Here is a 20472-nt window from a genome sequence, read left to right on the forward strand (position 1 = left end):
AACGCGACGGGCGCGCCCTAGCGCGTGCCCCACACCCGCAGCGTGGCGTCACCGGCGACCCCGGTGACGGTCGCGCCGTCGCGGCTGAACGCCACCGAGTAGATCCAGTCGCCCGGCCCGTCCAGCTCGCCGGTGCCGCGCCCGCTCGCCACCTCCCACAGCCGCACCTTGCGGTCGTAGCCGCCGCTGGCGAGCATCCGGCCGTCCGGGCTGAAGGCGAGCGCGGTGGCCCACCCGCGGTGCCCGGCGAGCACGGTGCGCGCCTTGCGGGCGGCGACGTCCCACAGCCGGACGGTACGGTCGGCGCTCGCGCTGGCCAGGGTCTTGCCGTCGGGGCTGAAGGCCACGGAGAAGACCCAGTAGCGGTGCCCGGTGAGCACGGCGGCGGCCTCGCCGGTCGCCGGGTGCCACAGCCGCACGGTGCGGTCGTGGCTGCCCGTGGCGAGCGTCTCGCCGTCGGGGCTGAACGCCACCGAGTCCACCCAGTCGGTGTGGCCGTTGAGCAGCGCGGTGCCGTCGCCGGTCTCGGCGTTCCACAGGCGCACGGTCTTGTCGCGGCTGGCGCTGGCCAGGGTCTTGCCGTCGGGGCTGAACGCCACCGACCCGACGCCTCCGGTGTGGCCGGTGAGCGTGCCCTTGCCCTCTCCCGACGGCAGGCTCCACAGCCGGATGGTCCCGTCGTCGCTGCCCGTGGCGAGCGTCTTGCCGTCAGGGCTGAACGCCACCGCGTGCACGCCCTTGGTGTGGCCTTCGAGCGTGGTGGTGGCGCGGCGGGTGGCGGCGTCCCAGATCTGCACCTTGCCCTCGGCGCCGCCGGTGACGAACGTCTTGCCGTCGGGGCTGTAGGCGACGGCGTAGGCGGGGGTCGGGGCGAGGGTCCTGGTCACCTCGGGCTGGACCACGGGCGTCGTCGGCCCGGTGACGACGGCCTGCCGCGTCACGAGCTTGGGCGTCGCAGGCGTGGACAGCGCGAAGTAGGCGCCCGTGGCGACGACCCCGGCGACCACCAGCCCGAGCGACGCGACGACCAGCGTGCGCCGCGGCCTGAGACCGGTGCGGGCGGGCGCGCCTGCCAGCGACTCCGTCGCCGAGACCGGCCCCGTGCCGGGGCGTGGCGCCCCGCCCGGGACGAACGGCGGGCCGGAGAGCGAGGCGGGGCCGGACAACGACGGCGGGCCCGGCTGCGGCGGCAGGACGGGCCGGGACGGCGACCCCGCCGGGGACGGAAAGCCCGCCGGGGCCGGGAAGCCTGCCGAGAACGCGGAGCCCGCAGTGGACGGCGCACCCGTCCTGGACGCGCCCCCGCCGCCCTCCTGCCACGGTGTCGGGAACAGCGCCTCCTGGCCGGACGTCTCCCGAGCCGCGGCGGGCACGCCGTGGCCGAGCAGCGTGAACAGCACGTCGGTCGCCGACGGCCGGGCCGCGGGGTTCTTGTCCAGGCACGCCACCACCAGCGAACGCACCGGCTCGGTCAGCCCGCTGAGATCCGGCTCCTCGTTGAGTATGCGCTGGAAGAGCGCGGGGATGCTGTCGTTGCCGAACGGCGGGCGCCCGCTCGCCGCGTACGCCATCGTTGCGGCCCAGCTGAACATGTCGGACGCCGCCGTCACCACGCCTGCGCTGAACTGCTCCGGCGCCATGTAGGCGGGCGTGCCGAGGATCTCGCTGCTCTCGGCGACCGTGGAGTCGAGGGCGCGCGCCAGCCCGAAGTCGATCACCCTGGGCCCGTCGGGGCCGCAGACGACGTTGCTGGGCTTGAAGTCGCGGTGCACGATGCCGGCCTGGTGGATGGCGACCAGCGCGGTGACGGTGGCGACCGCCAGCCGCTCCAGCGCGTCGGGGTCGCGCACGCCCTGCGCCGCGATGAGCCTGCTCAGCGAGATGCCCTCGACGTACTGGCTGACCACGTACGGCTGGTCGCCGCTGGTGTCGGCGTCCAGGACCCGGGCGGTGCAGAACTGCCGCACCTGCCGGGTCGCGGCGATCTCCTGGAGGAACCGCTCGCGGGCCTGCGGTTCCTCCGACAGCCGGGCGTGCAGCACCTTGATCGCGACGGTCTGGCCCTCGGGGGACTCTCCGACGTACACGGTGCCCTGGCCGCCCGCGCCCAGGTAGCCCGTCAGCCGGTATGGACCTACTTGGCTCGGGTCGGCCGGCCGCAGAGGGCTGAAACTGGGCACACGTACCTTCCCTGAGAAGGATGCTCAGCAGAATGATGGCTTACGGACGGTATGCACGACATACAGCGCTAAAAGCCTACTCTCCTGCCGCTCTCCGCGAGCTACCCCTTCTCGCCGGGAGACGTGCCGCAGAGCGCCTTGACGGCGATCCCCATGACCTCCGGCGTGGTCGGGTTGCGGGTCGAGGGGTTGAGCGACAGGGTCAGCGACTTGCCGGTGTCCGTCCTGAACGCGTACGTCTGGTACCCGATCAGCTCCCCGCTGTGCCCCCACGCCGTGCCGCACGGCAGCCGGTAGGCCTGGAGGCCGAGCCCGTAGTCGAAGCCGGCGCCCGTCGCGACCGTCGTGCGCATCTCCCGCAGCGACTTCTCGCTGATCAGCTTGCCGCCGAGCAGCGCCGTCATGAACGTCTCCAGGTCGGCCGCGGTGGAGATCATCTCGCCCGCCGCCCAGTCCAGCGACGGGTTCATCCTGGTGGCGTCCACCAGCTCGGGCAGCGGCTCGTACCCCTTGGCGTGCGGCGACGGCAGCCCGGCCCGGTCGCCCGGCACCACGGTGTGCCGCAGCTTGAGCGGCCGCAGGACGCGGCGCCGCACCTCCTCGCCGTACGGCTTACCGGTCAGCTTCTCCACCAGCAGCCCGAGCACCACGTAGTTGGTGTTGGAGTAGTGCCACTTCCCGTCGTCGGGGAGCTGCTTGGCGAAGGCCACCTTGAGCAGCTCCTCCGGCCGGTACGAGCGGAACCGCGCGTCGCCCCGCCAGCGGTTGGTGGAGTAGCCGGGCTCGCTCATGTAGTCGTAGAGGTGGCTCTGGTGGTTGAGCAGCTCCCGGACCGTGATGCCGGAGCCGCCGGGCACCAGGCCGGGCAGGTGCCGCTCGATGGGGTCGTCGAGCGCCAGCTCGCCCTCGTCCACGAGCTGGAGCACCACGGTGGCGACGAAGGTCTTGGTGACGCTGCCGATCCGGAAGTACCCGTTCGGCGACGGCCGTCCGCCGCGCTCGACGTCGCGCACCCCTACGGCGCCCGACCAGGTGCGGTGGCCGTCGGAGACGCGGGCCAGGGCGGCCGTGGCCCCGTCGCCCGCCACGATCTTCTCCATGTCGGCCCGCACGTCCACGGCGCCGCCGCCGGTCGCCACAGCCGCCGCCACCAGCACGTTCATCATCGTCTGCATCATGTGATCAACGCTAGGGAGATCGGCCGCGCCGCAGAATGCGGTGCTCCGCCCACTCCTGCTGTGGAAAACCTCAGGGCAGGGCGGGAACGACGGGCGGAGAGTTGGTCCAGCCGACCTCGACCAGGGTCTCGACGGGCGACTTCGCCGGGAACGGCTCGCCGCCGACCGTGAGCGCCTGGCTCCGCGACAGCAGCACCATCCTGCCCGTGTCGACGATCAGCGACTGCCTGGACGTGCTCGCCTTCTTCCCCGTCCCGTTCGAGCTCTCGATCACCAGGACGGCGCCGGTCCTGCCCAGGGCGTCCTTCGCGGTGCCGCCCGCGCGGGCGCCCGGCCTGCTCAGCAGCCCCTGGTACGCCGCCGCGCGGACCTCCTTCGGCGCGGGGACGGCGTGCAGGAGCTCCGCGAAGTTCGCGGTGAGCCAGCCCGCCATGGCCCCGTCGGAGATCTGGAAGACCTGGCCCGCCCTCGTGACCCAGTCCTTGAGCCGGTCGGGGTCGGCCGGCAGGCGCTGCACCTCGTCGTAGGTCAGCCACTGCCCCGCGAAATAGAACTGGTCGCGTCGCTGGCGCACGGGGCCCACGTGGCCCTTCGCCGGTTGGGTGGACAGCTTCACGACCTTGCCGTCGATCGACTTGCTCCACTTGGCGGGCGAGCCGTCGCGCTGCCACGCCTGCTTGTCGGCGGCGGTCGCGGGCACCGCCCCCAGCTCGCGGTAGCCGAACCAGGCCTTGCCTTCGGGTGTGGTCCACCTCTCCGACACGTCGTGCTGCATCAGCGCGTAGGAGTCCGCCTTGGTGCCGAACCGCCACTGGTGGGGCTGGGCGGTCAGCGACCTGGTGTGCCAGTAGGCGCCCTCGGGGGGAGCCGCCGCGGCGGCGGGCGGCGCGCTCAGGATGGTGGCTCCCAGGGCCAGCCCGGTGCCGAGAGAGATCAGCTTGCTCATAGGTTGTCGACTCACGACCATCCATACGCCTGGGCCGCCCGGGGGGTTGCCCTGAACATCGATTCGCCCGGGCGGGCAACGGTTGAGCGCGGCAGGGCGTATTAGGAGGCGTGAAATCGGACAGACAGCCATGAGCGGCTCGGAGCACGACTTCGGCGCCTTCGTGGCCGCGCGTGCCACGAGCCTGCTGCGGGTGGCCTACCTCGCCTGTGGCGACCAGGTGGAGGCCGAGGACCTGCTGCAGACGGCGCTCGAACGCACCTACAGGAAGTGGGACCGGGTCAGCCACGACAACCCGGAGCCCTATGTGCGCCGCGTCATCGTGAACGCGGCCATCAGCCGGGCCCGCCGCCGGGCCATCCTCAAGATCGTCCCCACGCACAGCCCGCCGGAGACGCCGGCCCCCGCGGGCGACCCCGACCTGCAGCACGTGCTCATGGAGGCGCTGCGCGGGCTGCCGCCCAGGCAGCGCGCGGTGGTCGTGCTGAGGTACTGGGAGGACCTCAGCGAGACGCAGACGGCCGAGGTGCTCGGCTGCTCGGTCGGCACGGTCAAGAGCCAGGCGTCGAAGGCGGTGGCCAAGCTCCGCACGGCGCTCGGCCGGGACACAGTGGAAGGAGCGATCAGGAATGCCCACGCTTGAGGACGAGATCCGGCGGCTCATGACGGACGAGACCGCACGGCTGCGCGCCGCGCCGGACCTGCTGGAGCGGGTGGTCCGCGCCGACAGGGGCAGAAGGCGCAGGGCCAAGGCGGCGGCGATGACCGCCTGCGTGGCCGCCTCCGTGATCATCATCGGCGCGCCCGTGGCCTACCTCAGTGGCGGCTCGGCGGGCCCGGCCACCGAGCGGGCCACCACCTCCGCGGTGCCGGAGCCGCCCGCCATCGACGACATCCCGCCCGCGCGGACGGAGCCGGAGAACCTCGGGGACCTCGGCGACGGCAGGGCGTTCGGCCACGTCAGGGTGGGTTACCTGCCCAAGCGGCTGGTGTGGGGCGAATGGTCGGTGGACAACGGCGACAGCTACACGACCTCGTACTTCTACAAGGGCGACGAGAAGGGCAGCTACCGCGTCCAGATCTTCATGTACGAGGACCAGGCCATGCCGGACATCGAAGACCGGATCCGCAGCCACCGCGAAGAGGAGGAGGGCCAGGACGTCACCGTCGGCGGGCGCAGCGGCTACCAGGTCGTGGCGAACGTCGGCGAGGACGGCATGGCGGGCACCCCGACCCTCTTCCTCAAGCTGAACGACAGGCAGTGGGCCGAGATCATGTTCAGCCCCGTGTACGCCAAGGAGTTCTCCGGCGCCGACGCCGTCACGACCGAGCTGAAGAAGATAGGGGAGGGCCTCAGCTCGACCTTGTAGAACCGATCAGGTTTCAAGAAGCCCGCGCCGGGGTCGCCTCCCTAACATGAGATCTACCCAAGAGGAAACACACGGGAGGAACACCCCAATGGCAGACAACAAGGCCACCTTCGACGGTTTCTCCGATGACGAGCGGGCCGCGATGAAGGAGCACGCTCAGGAGCTGAAGAAGGCCGCGCGCCGCGGCTCGAAGGCCACCAAGGCCGACGGGGAGCAGGACGTGCTCGCCAAGATCGCCGAGTTCGCCGAGCCGGACCGGATCATGGCCGAGCGCATCCACGCGATCGTCAAGGAGAACGCGCCCGAGCTGACGCCGCGGCTCTGGTACGGCCAGCCCGCCTACTCCAGGAACGGCAAGCTGGTCTGCTTCTTCCAGCCCGCCGCCAAGTTCAAGACCAGGTACGCGACGCTCGGCTTCAACGACGCCGCGAACCTGGACGAGGGCGCCATGTGGGCGACCGCGTACGCGCTGACGGACCTGACCCCCGACGCCGAGGCGCGGATCGCCTCGCTGGTGAAGCAGGCGGCGAGCTGAGGCCCGGCTACCCGTGGCGCAGGACGTCCTCCACCACGGCCAGCGACAGCGTCTTGTAACCCACCGAGTCGAACAGCACGGTGATCCTGTCGTGCTCCCGGCTCATCACCGTCCCCGGCCCCCACAACTTGTGCGTCACCTTCGCCTGCACGGGGAACTCCCCGCGGCCGGGCTCGGGCACCGGCTCAGGGGCCCGGCCGCTCGCGCAGGTGTCGCACGCGCCGCAGGTGGCGGGGGCGTACGGCTCGCCGAAGTAGGCGAGCAGGAACCGGCGACGGCAGCCGCTGGTCTCCGCGTAGCCGCGCATCATGTCGATGCGCGAGTCGTCGACGCGGCGCCGCGTCTCGTCCAGCTCGGCCGCCCGCGCGGCGGCCCGCTCCGCCGTCAGCCCGGCGTCGGCGTAACGCAGGTCGCCGGCCTCGGTCACGGCAAGCGCGCCCGCCTGCTCCAGCAGGTTGACCAGTCTCGCCAGGTGTGAAGGCTTGATCTTGAGCAGCGCGGCCAGCTCGCCGGCGGGCACCGTGCCCGCGTGCTCGCGCACCAGCGTCGCCACGCGCAGCAGCGCCTCCCCGTCGGCCCTGCCGCCGGTGAAGAAGCGGCGCAGGCCCAGGTCCTCCTGCCGGTAGAACAGCACGGCCGAGGCCGGCTCGCCATCCCGGCCCGCCCTGCCGATCTCCTGGTAGTACGCGTCGGGCGACTCGGGCGGCGCGGCGTGCAGCACGTATCGCACGTCCGGCCGGTCGATGCCCATGCCGAACGCCGACGTCGCCACCACGGTGTCCACCTCTCCCGCGGTGAACAGCTCGTGCACGCGGGTGCGCTCGGTCGCGCGCATGCCCCCGTGGTACGGCTCGGCCCGGCGTCCCCTGCCGGCCAGCGCCGCCGCGTACTCCTCGGTCTCCCTGCGGGTGGCGACGTAGACGAGGCCGAGCCCGTCGCGGGTGGCGGCGTACTCGACCAGGGCCTGGCTCTTGTCCTCCGCGCGGGCGAAGCGCCGCACCTCCAGGGAGATGTTCGGCCGGTCGAAGCCCCTGACGATCTCCACGGGCCTGTTCAGCCCGAGCGAGCGGACGATCTCCTCGCGGACGTTCGGCGCGGCGGTCGCGGTCAGCGCCACCACCGGCGGGTGCCCCAGGCGTTCGATGACCTTCCCGAGCCGCAGGTAGTCGGGCCGGAAGTCGTGGCCCCACGACGAGACGCAGTGAGCCTCGTCGATCGCGATGAGGGACGGCCTCGCCTTCGCGAGCCGCTCGACGACGTCGGGCTTGGCGAGCTGCTCCGGCGACAGGAACACGAACGCCGCGTCCCCCGCCGTCACCTTCTCCAGCCCGGCCTCCACCGAGGACGTCGAGTTGACCGCCACCGCGCCGCCCGCGTCCGCCTTGAGCAGGCTCGTCACCTGGTCACGCTGGAGCGCGATGAGCGGCGAGACGACGATCGCGGGGCCGTCGAGCAGCAGGGCGGGCACCTGGTAGACCGCCGACTTGCCGCCGCCGGTCGGCATGACGAGCAGCACGTCCCTGCCGCGCAGCAGGTGCTCCATCGCCTCCTGCTGGCCAGGACGCAGTTCCTGCCAGCCGAAGCGCTGCCTGGCCGTGGCCCGCAGCCGCCGTCCGCGCCGGCCGAATCGTCCCCGCAACCCCGTCCATAAACCCATGCCACCCATCCTTCACTCCCGGTGGGCCGCCAGTACCCACGTTCGCGGACGGCATGCGCTCGTCATCCAGGCCCTGTCACTCGATCTGGGCCATCGCGGCGAGGCGGCGGGCCAGCCGGGCGGCGCTCTCCCGCAGCTCCGGCGGCTCCAGCACCTCCGCCTCGAACCCCAGCCAGGCCACGTGCACGGCGATCGCATCCAGGTTGTCACCGCCGGAGACCAGCACGCACCACCCGTCGCGATCCTCCTCCACCCGCCCCACCTGCGGCGGCACCAGCTCCCGCACCTGCTCGGGCCGGGCTCGCAGCCGCACGCGGGCCAGATGCCGGTACGGCGCCTCGGCCACGCCCCGCTGCACGAACGCGACCGGGTCGGGATGCTCCCTCGGCTGGAAACGCCAGGTCGTGGCGGTCACGTCGCGCATCCGGTCGAGCCGGAAGGTACGCCAGTCGTCGCGGTCCACGTCGTACGCCATGAGGTACCAGCGGCGGCTGGTGGCCACCATCCGCACCGGCTCGACCGTACGCTCACGCTCCGCGCCACCACGCCCCGCACCGCCGTCCCCCGCGCCACCGTCACCGGCGCGCCCCGCACCGGCGCGCGCCGACGTGTAGAGGAACCGCACCCGAACGGCGTCGCGGCAGGCCCGCGCGAGCGTCACCAGCAGCTCGGCGTCGATCTCCACGCCGGGGCCGATCAGCGTCTCGGTGGCGCCGTGCACCGCCCGCACCTCGGCCCGCAGCCGGGGCGGCATCACCTGGTCGAGCTTGGCGAGCGCGCGCAGCGCCGCCTCGCCCGCCCCCGCGACCGTGCCCCCCGACGCCAGCCGCAGGGACACCGCCGTCGCGATCGCCTCCTCGTCGTCGAGGAGCAGCGGCGGCAGCCGGGTGCCCGCGCCGAGCTGGTAGCCGCCGCCGACGCCCGCCGTCGCGTGCACGGGGTAGCCGAGCGCCCGCAGCCGCTCCACGTCGCGGCGCACCGAGCGGTCGGTGACGCCCAGCTCGTCGGCCAGCTCGGTGGCGGTCCACGACAGCCGGCGCTGCAGCAGCGAGAGCAGCCGCAGCACCCGCTCGGTCGTTCCTTCTGCGGTCATGCGGCTCATGGTTCCACAGAACGCGGACCGAACCTGTCCGCTATCGGGGGCATGCTTCGAGCATGACCACGAACGCACTGCTCCGCGACCAGATCGACTGGCACTGGACCAACCAGTTGCGCCGGCGTCTCGACGGCCTCACCGACGAGGAGTACTTCTGGGAGCCCGCGCCGGGCTCCTGGAACGTACGACCGCGAGGCACCGGGACCGCGCCCGTGCAGGCCGGATCCGGCGCGATGACCATCGACTTCGCGTTTCCGCCGCCCGACCCCGCGCCGATCACGACCATCTCCTGGCGGCTCGGGCACGTCATCGTCGGCGTGCTCGCCATGCGCAACGCCTCCCACTTCGGCCGCGAGCCCGTCGACTACGAGTCCTTCGCGTACGCCGCGACGGCGGCCGAGGCGCTCGCCCAGCTCGACACGGAGTACGCCGCCTGGCTGGCCGGGGTCGAGTCGCTCGGCGAGGACGGCCTCACCCGCCCGTGCGGCAAGGCCGAGGAGCCGTACGACGAGCACCCGATGGCGGCGCTGGTGCTGCACATCAACCGCGAGCTGATCCACCACCTGGCCGAGGTCTGCCTGCTGCGCGACCTCTACCTGCACACCCGACGGGAGGCGAGCTGACATGGCCCGCGACGTACAGATCACCTTCGACTGCGGCGACCCGGCGAAGCTGGCCGCGTTCTGGGCCGAGGCCCTGCGCTACCGGCTGGACGGCCCGCCCCCGGGGTTCGAGTCGTGGGAGCAGGCCCTGGACGCCTGGGGCGTGCCGCCGGAGCGCCGCAACGACGCCTCGGCGGTGGTCGACCCCGGCGGCTCGGGGCCGCGGCTGTTCTTCCAGCGGGTGCCCGAGGGCAAGCAGGCCAAGAACCGCGTGCACCTCGACCTGCGGGCCGCCCCCGGCCTGTCGGGCGAGGCGCGGATGGCGGCCCTGGAGTCGGAGGCCGACCGGCTCGTCTCCCACGGCGCCACCCGCCTGCACCGGCAGGACCCGGCCCCGCCGATGCACTTCGGCCACATCGTGATGGCCGACCCGGAGGGCAACGAGTTCTGCCTCGACTGATCAGTGCCTGGCCTGCTCCTCGACGGCCTTGAAGACGGCGTCGGCGATCGAGCGGGGGTCCACGCCGAAGTGCCTGCGTACGGACTCGCGGGTGCCCGACAGCCCGAACCCGTCGGTGCCGAGCGACGTCCACGGCTGGTCGATCCACGGGCGGATCTGGTCGGGGACGGCGCGCATCCAGTCGCTGACCGCGATCACCGGGCCCTGGGCCCCGGCCAGCGCCTGCCGGATGTACGGCACGCCGGAGGAGGTCATGGCGTCGCGGCGCAGCTCGCTCCATGAGGTGACGGACCACACGTCCACGCCCAGCCCGTAGTCCTCCTGGAGCATCCGCTGCGCCTCCAGCGCCCAGTGGATGGCGGTGCCGCTGGCCAGCAGGTTGGCCTGGCCGCCGCCCTCCTTGTAGCGGTAGATGCCGCGCAGGATGCCCTCCTCCACGCCTTCCGGCATGGCGGGCTGCGGGAGCGGCTCGTTGTAGACGGTCAGGTAGTAGAACACGTCCTCGGGGGTCGTGCCGTACATGCGCCGCAGGCCGTCGCGGACGATCGTGCCCACCTCGTACGCGAAGGCGGGGTCGTAGGCGACGCAGGCCGGGTTGGCGGAGGCCAGCAACTGGGAGTGGCCGTCGGCGTGCTGGAGGCCCTCGCCGGTCATCGTGGTGCGGCCGGCGGTGGCCCCGACGAGGAAGCCGCGGCCGAGCTGGTCGGCCAGCGCCCACATCTGGTCGCCGGTCCGCTGGAAGCCGAACATCGCGTAGAAGATGTAGAACGGGATCATCGGCTCGCCGTGCGTGGCGTAGCTGGACGCGGCGGCGGCGAAGGAGGCCATCGAGCCCGCCTCGGTGATGCCCTCGATGAGGAGCTGCCCGTCGGTGGCCTCCTTGTAGGCCAGCAGCAGCTCCCTGTCCACCGACTCGTAGCGCTGCCCCAGCGGTGAGTAGATCTTGGCCGTGGGGAACAGCGACTCCATGCCGAACGTCCTGGCCTCGTCGGGCACGATCGGCACCCATCTGCGCCCGGTCTCCGGGTCCTTCATCAGGTCCTTGACCAGCCGGACCAGCGCCATGGTGGTGGCCACCGGCTGCGTCGAGCCCTTCTCCAGCGCGCGGAACGCGCGCTCGCCCGGCTCGGGCAGCGGCTCGGCGGCGACCGTGCGCCGGGGCACCGCACCGCCCAGGGCGGCGCGCCGTTCTGCCGCGTAACGGGCCTCGGGGGAGTCGGGGCCCGGGTGCGCGTACGGCGGCAGCTCGCCCTCCAGCGCCTCGTCCGGCACCGGCAGGCCCAGCCGGTCGCGCAGCACGCGGAACTCGTCCTGGGTGAGCTTCTTCATCTGGTGGTTGGCGTTGCGCGCCTCGATGCCCGACCCGAGCATCCAGCCCTTGACGGTCTGCACGAGGACGACCGTGGGCGCGCCCTTGTTGGCCAGCGCCCTGCGGTAGGCGGCGTACACCTTGCGCGGCTCGTGGCCCGCGCGCGACCCGCCCACGACGCGCCGCAGCTCCTCGTCCGAGTACGGCACGTCCAGCCCCTGGAACAGGCGCTCCCTGATGTAGCCGCCCGTGGAGGCGGCGAACGTCTGGAACTGCCCGTCGGGCACCTGCGCCAGCCGCGCCACCAGCTCGTCGGAGCCGAGCAGCCCGTCCCACTCGTGGCCCCACAGCGCCTTGACGACGTGCCAGCCCGCGCCCCTGAAGACGCTCTCCAGCTCCTGCACGATGCTGGTGTTGCCGCGCACCGGCCCGTCGAGCCGCTGGAGGTTGCAGTTGATCACGAAGGTGAGGTTGTCGAGCCCCTCGCGGGCGGCCAGGGTGAGGGCGGCCGTGGACTCGGGCTCGTCCATCTCGCCGTCGCCGAGGAAGGCCCACACGTGGCTGCGCGAGGTGTCCTTGATGCCGCGGTCGTGCAGGTAGCGGTTGAACCTCGCCTGGTAGACGGCGTTGAGCGGGCCCAGCCCCATGGACACCGTGGGGAACTGCCAGAAGTCCGGCATGCTGCGCGGATGCGGGTACGACGGCAGGCCGCCCTCCGGCTCGCGCCTGAACAGGTCGAGCTGCGCCTCGCTCAGCCTGCCCTCCAGGAAGGCGCGCGCGTAGATGCCCGGCGAGGCGTGACCCTGGAAGTAGATCTGGTCGTGCTCGCCGTTGAAGAAGTGGTTGAAGCCGACCTCGTACAGCCAGGCGGCCGAGGCGTAGGTGGCCAGGTGACCGCCCAGGCCGTACTTGCTGCCCCGGGTGATCATGACGGCCGCGTTCCAGCGGTCGTATGCCGAGATGCGCTCCTCCAGGGCCAGGTCACCCGGGTAGGGCGGCTCCTCGGCCGTGGGGACCGTGTTGATCGGACGGCTGCTCGTGGCGAGCCTTCTCAACAGGTAGTCGGCCCGTTCGGAGCCGGCCGACCGCCGCACCGCTTCGAGCGACTCCAGCCACTCGGCGGTCTCCTGCGGGTCCAGGTCTTTCTCCATGACTCCATTAAACACCCTATGATCGATCATCCGATGTTCTGTAGTCTGTGACATGTGCAACCCGTCGTGCGTACGCCGCTCCGCGAACAGATCCGCCAGGCCCTCCTCGACGGCCTCATCAACGGCCGGTGGGGGCCGGGCGATCGCATCGTCGAGCGGCAGGTCGCGGCCGAGGCGGGCGTCAGCCAGGCCCCGGTGCGCGAGGCGCTGCGCGAGCTGGCGGCGCTGCGCCTGATCGAGTTCTCCCCCAACAAGGGTGCGCGCGTGCGCCGGCTCACCCACGCCGATCTGCGCGAGGTCTACGTGGTGCGGGCCGGGCTGGAGGAGACCGCCGTACGGCTGCGCCGCCCGCCCGTCGCGGCCCTGCGCGCTCACCTGGAGCGCCTGCACGAGGCGGCCGGCGGCTCCGTGTCCGACCAGGTGCGCCACGGCGTCGCCTTCCACCGCGAGATCGTCAGGGCGGCGGGCAACGAGGTGCTGCTGTCGGTGTGGGAGTCGCTCGGCGTCGAGGTGTGGACGCACCTGTCGATCCGCCTGCTGCGGACGGACGCCCTGGACAACGCCGCCGATCACGAGCCGCTCCTGGCGGCGTTCGAGCGTGACGACCCCGGGGCGGGCGTCATGCTCCGCGACCACGTCCTCGCCTACGCCGAACCCGGCCCTCACCTCTGAAGGCCGGGTGGCGCTCAGGCAGCCTCCTCAGTAGCGCTCCGCCAGCCCTGAGTTGATCTCGGTGAGAACCAGCGTGGTCTTCGTGTAGCGCAGCAGGTTCGCCGCGGTCGGCGGCTCGGCCAGGGTCGCCTGCGCGTACCGGACCGCGTCACCCACCGTGCTCAACCCCAGGGCGCGAGTGGTGAGCGTGTCGACGGCGGTGCCCGCGTTGATCCGCCGCGTGCCCAGGTTGAGCGCCGCCGCCAGCAACTCCGCCCGCAACGTGCGCGGCTGCACCACCGGCAGGGTCAGCGTGGCCGACGCCTCCCGCTGCGACAGCGCCCCGTCGGCGGCGGAGCCGTCGGCCCCGTCGAACCGGGTGTCGGTCGCCTGCACCCGCGCCAGGATCTCGGCGGTCCGCAGGTCGGGCCGCAGCGCCCACACCGCCGGCAGCACCGGGTTCCTGGTCGGCCTGACCTCCGTGACCGAGGTGCTCGCCGTCGCGGTGACCGGGTCGAACGCGCACGCCTGCCCGGCGTTCTTGAACCCGGCCGACACGCTCGCCGCGTACGTCGTGCCCGCCGTGGCCAGCAACGTCGGCCGCGCCGTCAGGACGATGCTCCGCTCCCCCGACTTGGCGGGCAGGTCGCCGGCGTTCCAGGTCAGCGTCCTGGTGCCGTCGGCGTTCAGCGTCACCGCGCCGGGCCTGGGGCCCGCGCCCTTGTCGAGCGCCTGGTTGTAGTGGACGCCCGCGGGCAGGACGGCGGTGATCGTGACGGCGGAGGCGGGGCCGCCGCCGGTGTTGGCGTACTTGATCGTGTACGTGATCGCCTCGCCCGCGTTCACCGAAGCCGTGGCCGTCAGCCCGGCCGTCAGCACGGGCGCGCGCACCGTGGTGGCGGCCGTGGCGGTGTTGTCGCTCTTGTACGGGTCCGCCACGCCGTCGGCGTCCTTGCCCTCGACCGCGACGGTGTTGGTGAGCACCGTGCCGTCCGCCGTGTCGCACGGCACCTCGTACGCGAACGTCTGCGTGTCCGTCGCGCCGCTTGCCAGGTCGGGCAGCGGGCGCCGCACCCTGGTCCCGTCGGGCAGCGTGTCGGTGAGCGCGATCTCCTTGGCCGGGCCGGGGCCGAGGTTGGTCACGGGCACCGTGTAGCCGACGGTGTCGCCGCCCGCGGCCTCCTCCTTGTCGGCCGACTTGGCGACCTTCAGGTCTGCCTTCTGGGACATGTCCAGGATCGTCTGCGCCGTCATCTCCTCCACGACCTCCCGGCCGGTGCCGTCGGCGAAGGAGCCGCTGAACAGCCGGGGGTTGTACTGGATGTTGGCCCAGTCGTCGAAGCCGTCGAGCACCTCGCCGGGGCTGGGGTCCTGGCAGGCCTTGATGGAGTCGATGTCGTTGATGTCGGCGGCGACGTCGGGCTCCTTGTCGCCGTTCGCGCCGTTCCAGTCGATGCGGCCGTCGGTGGCGGGCGCCAGCTCCAGCTTGCCGTTGCGGCCGAAGACGATGTTGCGCTCAGGGCGCGGGTTGCCGTGGACACCCCTGTTCTCGTCGAGGTGCGCCTCGTCCAGCGGCGTGGTGAGGGCGGTGCCCTCGTGCGCGCTGGAGAAGTCGAGCGGGCGCGCGGAGTCCCTGATCGGGAGCTGGAAGTTGTAGTTCATCACGCTGAGGTAGTTGGGCTTGCAGTTGGTGGCGTCGTCGCCGCCGTGGCCCAGGCTGAGCGTGTGCCCCAGCTCGTGCATGAACGTCGCGGCCTCGGCCTTCTTCCTGCCGCCCGCGCGCTCGAACGTCGTGTCGCTCAGCGCGCCCATCGTGACGATGAAGTCGTTGCCGCCCTGGGGGCCGGCCTCCGCCCACTCGGCGCTGCCCGACGAGCTGGTGTTCTCCGTGAACGTGTCGGCGAACAGCGCGTACCGGAAGACCTGGCGCCTGGCGTTCAGTATGTGCTCGCAGTTGGCGTCCGCGCGGTCGGCGCGCGTGCCGAAGAAGCCCGTGCAGGGGCCGCGCGGGTTGCCGCGCTTGATGTCGTAGAAGTCGTTCCGGTCGCCGTCGGGCTCGCTCCTGAAGTTGACGGCCCCGATGTGCGGGACCTGCTCGTCCACCGCGGCGTGCAAATTCACACCACGGAAGCCGCCGGGCGACGGGTCCACGGGGGCGGCGGCGAACGCGTCGACCACCTCCTGGAGGGCGCCGTCCACCGGCTTGAAGCCCTCCATGAAGTCCGCCTCGACGAACAGGTCCTTCCTGTACGGCAGCGCGTTGAACGGCGCCTGCCCCAGCGCCAGATCGATCTTCTTGTCGTTGTTGACGTCGAGGCCCCCGTTGGGCGTCTCCCAGCCGTTCATGATGCCGTCGCCGTCGCTGTCGGTCTCGTTGACCTTCTCGACGCAGTCGGGCGTGCTGATCGTGAAGTAGCCCCTGGCCGTGTCGGCGCCGGTCGTCTCGCTCTGCCCCGCCAGCGTCGGCAGGTTCGCGCCCTGCTGGACGCTCAGCCCGCCGCCGGTGAACACGCAGGTGAACAGGTCGAACTTGAGATCCAGGTAGTCGCCCGTCGTCGCCCAGTGGATGACGTCGTCGCCGCTCCAGTCGTCCTGGTCCCATAACTCCAGGTGGATGTCGACGGGGTTCTGGCTGGTGTCGACCGTCGCCTTGTGCACCCAGTTGGTCGTGAAGTCCCCGCCGTGGGCACAGCAGAAGTCGTCCTTGCCGTCGTACAGCTCGTTGGAGCCGATCTTGAATTTCGGGTAGTAGTCGTTGCCGCACGCCTCGAAGTCACCCTCGTCGCACGACAGCTCCTGCACCCGGTACAGGGTGACGGTGACCTCCACCGCATCCGCCTGCGCCGGGACCGCGCCTCCGTACGCCATGCCCGCCACCGCCAGTAACACGACGGTCAGCAGCCGAGCCAGCCGCGTTCGCACATCCGCTCCCCTCGTCGGATCGAGCGACCAGACTCGCCTGCCTCCCCTCACGGGCACATGAGTAGGGCATTACTCACCTCGCGGGCGGAACTGCCGCCAGGTTCGGCACCCGCACCCCCGCCCCCGTCGCGAAATCTCGCTCCGTCAGTCCTCCATGGCGGTGACCGGCAGCTCCTGGCTCCACAGGAGGGTGTGGAAGCCGGGCGGGCTCTCGGTCTCGATGACGCCGAGGGCGGTGGCGAGCACGGTCATGCCCTCCTTGAGCTCCTGCGGGCGGGGCTTGGCCGGCGCGACCCAGGAGGTCTCGGGGGCCGGGTCGGGGGGCGTGCTGCGCGGGAAGACCGTGTCGACGTCGCCGCGGGTCAGCGCCGCGCCGTCCTTGCTGACCACGTAGTAGTAGTGCACCGGGCTGCCCTCGTGCTCCGGCGACGGCGTGTGCTTGCCGACGACCGTCACCTCGTCCTCCGAGACCAGGACCTTGATTATTTGGGACAGAGACATGTGATGGCTCTCATTCGCTTGGTGATCGTGCCGCGAGCCAGGCACGCACGTGTCCCGCCGACACGGCGTTCCCCTTGCGCTCGTGCAGTGCCCTGCTTCTGCGGGCCTCGATACAAGCCTGCTCGTGCGCGCCCGAGGCGTACAGGACCACTGCGAGATCGAACAGGGCGTCCGCGATGATCGGGGACAGGTCGGTGCGCTGGGCCAGCCGTACGGCCTCGCGGGCCATGTCCACGGCCCCGGCGGCGCCCCTGGCGGCCAGGATGTTCGCCTGGACCCCGCGCCACATGACCTGCGTCGGCAGGTCCTCGTCGCCGGCGTTGCGGGCGCTGACCTGGCAGGCCTGCTCGGCCTCCGCGTCCTTGCCGCGCTGGTGCAGCGCGCGGGCCAGCATCGCCGCCGTGGTCGCGAGCAGCGTCCGCTCGCCCATCTCCGACAGGCGCTCGTAGCCGGCCCGCAGCAGCGACTCGGCCTCCGCCGGCCGGCCCGCCAGCAGCTCGATCATGGCCTCGTGGTGCGAGACGGCCGACTGCAGCCGGCCCAGCTCGCCGAGGATCTCGTCGGCCTCGCGCAGGCTCTCGCGGGCCCGGCCGAACTCGCCCCGCATGGCCAGCAGCAGGCCGACCGGATGCAGGATGACGGCCATCGCCGCCGGGCTGGCCGCGACCCTGGCCCGGCTGGCCTCGCACAGGTCGAGCGCCGTGGCCACCGGCATGGGGCCGAACGCCGCCGCCGACGCCCGCCAGCCGAGGATCTCGTACAGCTCGCGGTCGTCGCCAGCGCGCGCGGCGTGCCGTTCCGCGTGCCGCCACGACTCGTCCGCCGCCGCGGCCCGCCCCTCCGTCCAGTCGATGGACGCGCGCAGGCACCACGCCCTGCACAGGCCGCGGTCGTCGCCGCGCAACACGCGCAACGCCCGGTCGGACACCCGCCGCGCGTCGGCCAGCGACCAGCCGGTGCCCGCCTGGAGGCGGACGCGCTCCCGTTCCACCTCGGCCAGCGCCGCCACCCGGGGCTCGCCCAGCGAGATCGCCTCGGCCAGCACCTCGTGCGCGTCCTCGAACCGGCCCGCCTCGTACAACGCCGCACCCAGCCTGGGCAGCAGCGCGGCACGTCCTGGATCGTCGCGCGGCACGAGCGCGACCGCGCGCCGCCACAGCCGGGCGCCCGCCGTCACGTCCCCGCGCAGCAGCGCGGCGGGCGCGGCGGCGGCCAGGTGCGTGGCGGCCTCCCGGGCCAGCACGCGCTCCCGCTCGCCGGACAGGCCCAGCTCGCCGCGCAGGCGCACGCACGACTCCAGGTGGTGCCCGATGGCGGCCGGCTGCGCCCCGGGCTTGCCCACCAGCCAGCCCGCGACCCGTTCGTGCAGGTCGGCGCGGGTTCGTTTGGGCAGGCTGTCGTAGGCGACCTCGCCGATGAGGGCGTGCGAGAAGCGGAAGGCGTCCTCGTCGGCGAACTCGGGGGTGTCGGCCCTGACCAGGTTCTTGCGCACGAGCGACATGAGCGCCGCCCCACCGTCCCCCGCGCCCCTGTCCCCCGCCGCCCTGTCCCCCGCGGCTCTGTCCCCTGCCGCCCTGTCCCCCACAGCCCTGTCCTCCGCGGCCCTGTCCCCTGCCGCCCTGCCCCGCACCAGCGCCGTGACCGCGCCCCAGTGGAAGGTGGCTCCCTCCACGGAGGCGTACTGGAGCACGGTCCGCTCCGCCGGGTCGAGGTGGTCGATGCGGGCGGCGAGCACCGCCTGCACGGTCATCGGCAGCGCGGCCGTGCCCGTCTCCTCCCTGGCCGCGACGAGCTGCTCCAGGAAGAACGGGTTGCCCTCCGCCACCCGCACGACCGCGCCGAGCGCGCGCTGGTCCAGCGCGCCCGCCGCCGCGTTCTCCGCCAGCTTGTACGCCTCCGGCTCCGCCAGCGGCCCCAGCACCACGCAATCCGGCCACCCGGCCCGCCGTTCGCGGGACAGGCACAGCAGCAGGATGGGCACGCCCGTGGAGCAGGCGACCAGGTAGTCGAGCAGGTCCAGCAGCTCGGGGGACGCGTTCTGGGCGTCGTCGATCACGACGATCAGCGGGCTCCTGGCGGCGGCGCGCTCCAGCAGCCTGCGCACGGCCCAGAACGTCTCGTCGGCCTGCGAGGGCTGCCCGGCCGAGCTCAGAATCCGCCGAACCCGCTCCCCCTCACCGCCCGAAGGAGGTCGCTCGTCCCGGCCGCTCGCCAGCACCTGCCGGACGAGTTGCGGCAGCTCAGCCCCGGTCCCGTCCGAGGCGCACCGCACGATCGCCACCGACACGGGAACCGTGTCCTCCTCCAGCAGGCGAGCCGTCAGCCGCGACTTGCCGATACCGGGCGGCCCGAGCACCGTCACCAGCCGGCAGACCCGCCCCGCCACCACCCCGTGCAACGCCTGCCTGAGCTGGTGCAACTCGTGATGCCGCCCCACGAACGGCACCGGCGACTCCCGCAACGTCGGCGGATCCCCCCGCAGCCCGCACAGCAGCCACGCGGGCGCCCCGGCCACCGTGTCGTGCGGCTCCGTCGTGGCCATCGTCCGGACCAGGCTGCGGGCGCGCTCGCCCAGCAGGATGCCGCCGTCGGGGGCCGCCTGCTGGAGCAGGCTCGCGGCGTCGAACACGTGCCCGGTGGCCGGGGAGCCGTCCGGCACGTACGCCTCGCCGGACTCGACGCCGAGCCGTACCGGCAGGGTGACGCCGTGGTCGCGCCGCACCTCCGCCTGCCAGGCGCGCAACGCGTCACGCAGCTCGACGGCGGCCCGGACGGCGCGCGGCGCGTCGTCCTCGCGCACCTCGCGCAGCCCGAACACGCCCGCCATCGGCCGGCCCGGCGGGCTCTGCACGCTGCCGCCGTGCCTGGTGACCACGTCGGCGCAGGTGCGGGTGTGCGTGTCGAGCACGTGGTGGAGCAGCTCAGGGTCCAGGGCTGCGGTGCTGGCGGGGGTGGCGGCCAGGACCGTGACGAGCCGCCTGGTGGCGTCGGGCGCGCTGGTTTCCCCGGCGGCAGCATCCGAGGCGCCCGCACGTCCAGCGGCGCCCTCCCGCACGGCCGCCGACCGCCCCGTGCCCAACGGCGCGCCGGTCGGGTGGCCAGGGGCGAGTTCCTCGGCCTGGGCCAGCACCAGCCGCTCCATCCTCCGCAACTCCGGCCCCGGCTCCACCCCCAGCTCCTCCGCCAGCAACCGCCGGGTGTCCCGGTAGACGGCCAGCGCCTCGGCCTGCCGCCCCGACCGGTAGAGGGCGAGCATGAGCTGCGCCCGAGGCCGTTCCCGATACGGCTGGGCGACCACGAGCTCCCGCAACCCCGGCACGAGCGCGGCCCCGCCCCCCAGCGCCAGCTCGGCCTCCATGAGCTCCTCCACCGCCCCGATCCGCTGCTCGGTCAGCCGCTCGACCTCCCCTGCCGCGGACGACCGGAACGCCAGCCCCGCCAGCGCCTCCCCCCGCCACAGCGCCAGCGCCTGCCGGAAGAGCCCGGCCGCCCGCCCGGGATCGGCGGCCCGCCCTTCACGGGCGAGCTGTTCGAAGCGGTCGGCGTCGAGGGTGTCCGGGGGCACCACGGCCAGGTAGCCGCCCCCTCGGGTGACGATGGCGTCCCCGCCCAGGATGCGCCGCAGCCCGGACACGTACCCCTGGACGATCTTCGGCGCGCTGGACGGCGGCGACTCGCCCCACACCTCGTCCACGAGCCGCCCGGCCGACACCACCTGGTTGGGGTGCAGCAGCAGCACGCCGAGGATGACCTGTTGCTTGGCGGCGCCGAGGTCGAGCGTCGTGCCGTCCGCCAGCGCCTCGAGCGGGCCGAGTATGCGGAGCTCCATGCGTGTCTCCCCTCGCGCGAGCGAACGAGCCACGGCCCCCGTAGGCATAGTGCCTCCACCGCTCCGCGACTTCCAGGCATTTCCG

The 20472-nt window shown here is 72.8% G+C and carries 15 protein-coding genes; 6 read left to right on the forward strand and 9 right to left on the reverse strand.

Features of this window, described 5'->3' with window-relative positions:
- Positions 1 to 17: 17 nt before the first annotated feature.
- The 3 genes from FXF51_RS30760 to FXF51_RS30770 all read right to left on the reverse strand — a co-directional run bounded on the left by FXF51_RS30760 (position 18) and on the right by FXF51_RS30770 (position 4304).
- Complete coding sequence (locus FXF51_RS30760) at positions 18 to 2180, reverse strand: serine/threonine-protein kinase (RefSeq protein WP_148438187.1); 2163 nt, start codon at positions 2178 to 2180, stop codon at positions 18 to 20.
- Between the two features lie 101 nt (positions 2181 to 2281).
- Entirely contained in the window at positions 2282 to 3358 is a 1077-nt protein-coding gene (locus tag FXF51_RS30765) for a serine hydrolase domain-containing protein (RefSeq protein WP_187414658.1), read from the reverse strand.
- 70 nt (positions 3359 to 3428) lie between these two features.
- Positions 3429 to 4304 carry a hypothetical protein gene (locus FXF51_RS30770; protein ID WP_148438188.1) on the reverse strand — a complete coding sequence of 292 codons (876 nt, stop codon included), beginning with the start codon at positions 4302 to 4304 and terminating at the stop codon, positions 3429 to 3431.
- Between the two features lie 130 nt (positions 4305 to 4434).
- Between FXF51_RS30770 and FXF51_RS30775 the strand changes: the two genes are divergently transcribed.
- From FXF51_RS30775 to FXF51_RS30785, 3 genes are all read left to right on the forward strand, one after another.
- Positions 4435 to 4947: a SigE family RNA polymerase sigma factor gene (locus FXF51_RS30775; protein ID WP_148438189.1), complete on the forward strand. Its 513-nt coding sequence runs from the start codon at positions 4435 to 4437 to the stop codon at positions 4945 to 4947.
- Positions 4934 to 5674, forward strand: a complete 741-nt coding sequence (locus FXF51_RS30780; protein WP_148438190.1) for a hypothetical protein — start codon at positions 4934 to 4936, stop codon at positions 5672 to 5674. Before FXF51_RS30775 ends, FXF51_RS30780 begins: the two co-directional genes overlap by 14 nt.
- An 88-nt stretch (positions 5675 to 5762) precedes the next feature.
- Entirely contained in the window at positions 5763 to 6209 is a 447-nt protein-coding gene (locus FXF51_RS30785) for an iron chaperone (protein ID WP_148438191.1), read from the forward strand.
- A 7-nt stretch (positions 6210 to 6216) separates the two neighbouring features.
- Here FXF51_RS30785 and FXF51_RS30790 read toward each other — a convergent pair whose 3' ends face one another.
- Both FXF51_RS30790 and FXF51_RS30795 read right to left on the reverse strand, forming a co-directional pair.
- Positions 6217 to 7866, reverse strand: a complete 1650-nt coding sequence (locus FXF51_RS30790; RefSeq protein ID WP_148438192.1) for a RecQ family ATP-dependent DNA helicase — start codon at positions 7864 to 7866, stop codon at positions 6217 to 6219.
- Positions 7867 to 7942: 76 nt separating this feature from the next.
- Positions 7943 to 8959, reverse strand: coding sequence for a helix-turn-helix transcriptional regulator (locus tag FXF51_RS30795; protein WP_148438193.1), 1017 nt, complete (start codon positions 8957 to 8959; stop codon positions 7943 to 7945).
- 62 nt (positions 8960 to 9021) lie between these two features.
- On the opposite strand from FXF51_RS30795, the gene FXF51_RS30800 reads away from it, so the two are divergent.
- The gene (locus FXF51_RS30800) at positions 9022 to 9585 is read left to right on the forward strand and encodes a DinB family protein (RefSeq protein ID WP_148438194.1); all 564 of its coding nucleotides are present in this window, start codon (positions 9022 to 9024) and stop codon (positions 9583 to 9585) included.
- Between the two features lies 1 nt (position 9586).
- A complete protein-coding gene (locus FXF51_RS30805; protein ID WP_148438195.1) occupies positions 9587 to 10024 on the forward strand; it encodes a VOC family protein in 438 nt (145 codons plus the stop codon).
- Here the strand turns inward: FXF51_RS30805 and aceE are convergent, their stop codons facing one another.
- Positions 10025 to 12484 (reverse strand): pyruvate dehydrogenase (acetyl-transferring), homodimeric type, encoded by a 2460-nt coding sequence (aceE, locus tag FXF51_RS30810; RefSeq protein ID WP_148438196.1) that lies wholly within the window; start codon positions 12482 to 12484, stop codon positions 10025 to 10027. It lies immediately after the preceding gene.
- Between the two features lie 54 nt (positions 12485 to 12538).
- Between aceE and FXF51_RS30815 the strand changes: the two genes are divergently transcribed.
- Entirely contained in the window at positions 12539 to 13156 is a 618-nt protein-coding gene (locus FXF51_RS30815; RefSeq protein WP_148438197.1) for a GntR family transcriptional regulator, read from the forward strand.
- Positions 13157 to 13183: 27 nt separating this feature from the next.
- Here FXF51_RS30815 and FXF51_RS30820 read toward each other — a convergent pair whose 3' ends face one another.
- The 3 genes from FXF51_RS30820 to FXF51_RS30830 all read right to left on the reverse strand — a co-directional run bounded on the left by FXF51_RS30820 (position 13184) and on the right by FXF51_RS30830 (position 20387).
- Positions 13184 to 16057: a DUF11 domain-containing protein gene (locus tag FXF51_RS30820; RefSeq protein ID WP_148438198.1), complete on the reverse strand. Its 2874-nt coding sequence runs from the start codon at positions 16055 to 16057 to the stop codon at positions 13184 to 13186.
- Positions 16058 to 16201: 144 nt separating this feature from the next.
- Positions 16202 to 16558 (reverse strand): hypothetical protein, encoded by a 357-nt coding sequence (locus FXF51_RS30825; RefSeq protein ID WP_148438199.1) that lies wholly within the window; start codon positions 16556 to 16558, stop codon positions 16202 to 16204.
- Between the two features lie 10 nt (positions 16559 to 16568).
- Positions 16569 to 20387, reverse strand: a complete 3819-nt coding sequence (locus tag FXF51_RS30830; protein ID WP_187414659.1) for a BTAD domain-containing putative transcriptional regulator — start codon at positions 20385 to 20387, stop codon at positions 16569 to 16571.
- Positions 20388 to 20472: the final 85 nt, after the last annotated feature.

Origin of the sequence: Nonomuraea sp. PA05, from assembly GCF_008086045.1 — a bacterium.
GTDB lineage: Bacteria > Actinomycetota > Actinomycetes > Streptosporangiales > Streptosporangiaceae > Nonomuraea > Nonomuraea monospora.

Bases quoted from the DNA above. Each gene is read 5' to 3' on its own strand.
- aceE (WP_148438196.1), bottom strand. From the start codon at position 12,484: ATGGAGAAAGACCTGGACCCGCAGGAGACCGCCGAGTGGCTGGAGTCG.
- FXF51_RS30775 (WP_148438189.1), top strand. From the start codon at position 4,435: ATGAGCGGCTCGGAGCACGACTTCGGCGCCTTCGTGGCCGCGCGTGCC.
- FXF51_RS30790 (WP_148438192.1), bottom strand. From the start codon at position 7,866: ATGGGTTTATGGACGGGGTTGCGGGGACGATTCGGCCGGCGCGGACGG.
- FXF51_RS30805 (WP_148438195.1), top strand. From the start codon at position 9,587: ATGGCCCGCGACGTACAGATCACCTTCGACTGCGGCGACCCGGCGAAG.
- FXF51_RS30830 (WP_187414659.1), bottom strand. From the start codon at position 20,387: ATGGAGCTCCGCATACTCGGCCCGCTCGAGGCGCTGGCGGACGGCACG.
- FXF51_RS30785 (WP_148438191.1), top strand. From the start codon at position 5,763: ATGGCAGACAACAAGGCCACCTTCGACGGTTTCTCCGATGACGAGCGG.
- FXF51_RS30795 (WP_148438193.1), bottom strand. From the start codon at position 8,959: ATGACCGCAGAAGGAACGACCGAGCGGGTGCTGCGGCTGCTCTCGCTG.
- FXF51_RS30780 (WP_148438190.1), top strand. From the start codon at position 4,934: ATGCCCACGCTTGAGGACGAGATCCGGCGGCTCATGACGGACGAGACC.
- FXF51_RS30825 (WP_148438199.1), bottom strand. From the start codon at position 16,558: ATGTCTCTGTCCCAAATAATCAAGGTCCTGGTCTCGGAGGACGAGGTG.
- FXF51_RS30770 (WP_148438188.1), bottom strand. From the start codon at position 4,304: ATGAGCAAGCTGATCTCTCTCGGCACCGGGCTGGCCCTGGGAGCCACC.
- FXF51_RS30765 (WP_187414658.1), bottom strand. From the start codon at position 3,358: ATGATGCAGACGATGATGAACGTGCTGGTGGCGGCGGCTGTGGCGACC.
- FXF51_RS30800 (WP_148438194.1), top strand. From the start codon at position 9,022: ATGACCACGAACGCACTGCTCCGCGACCAGATCGACTGGCACTGGACC.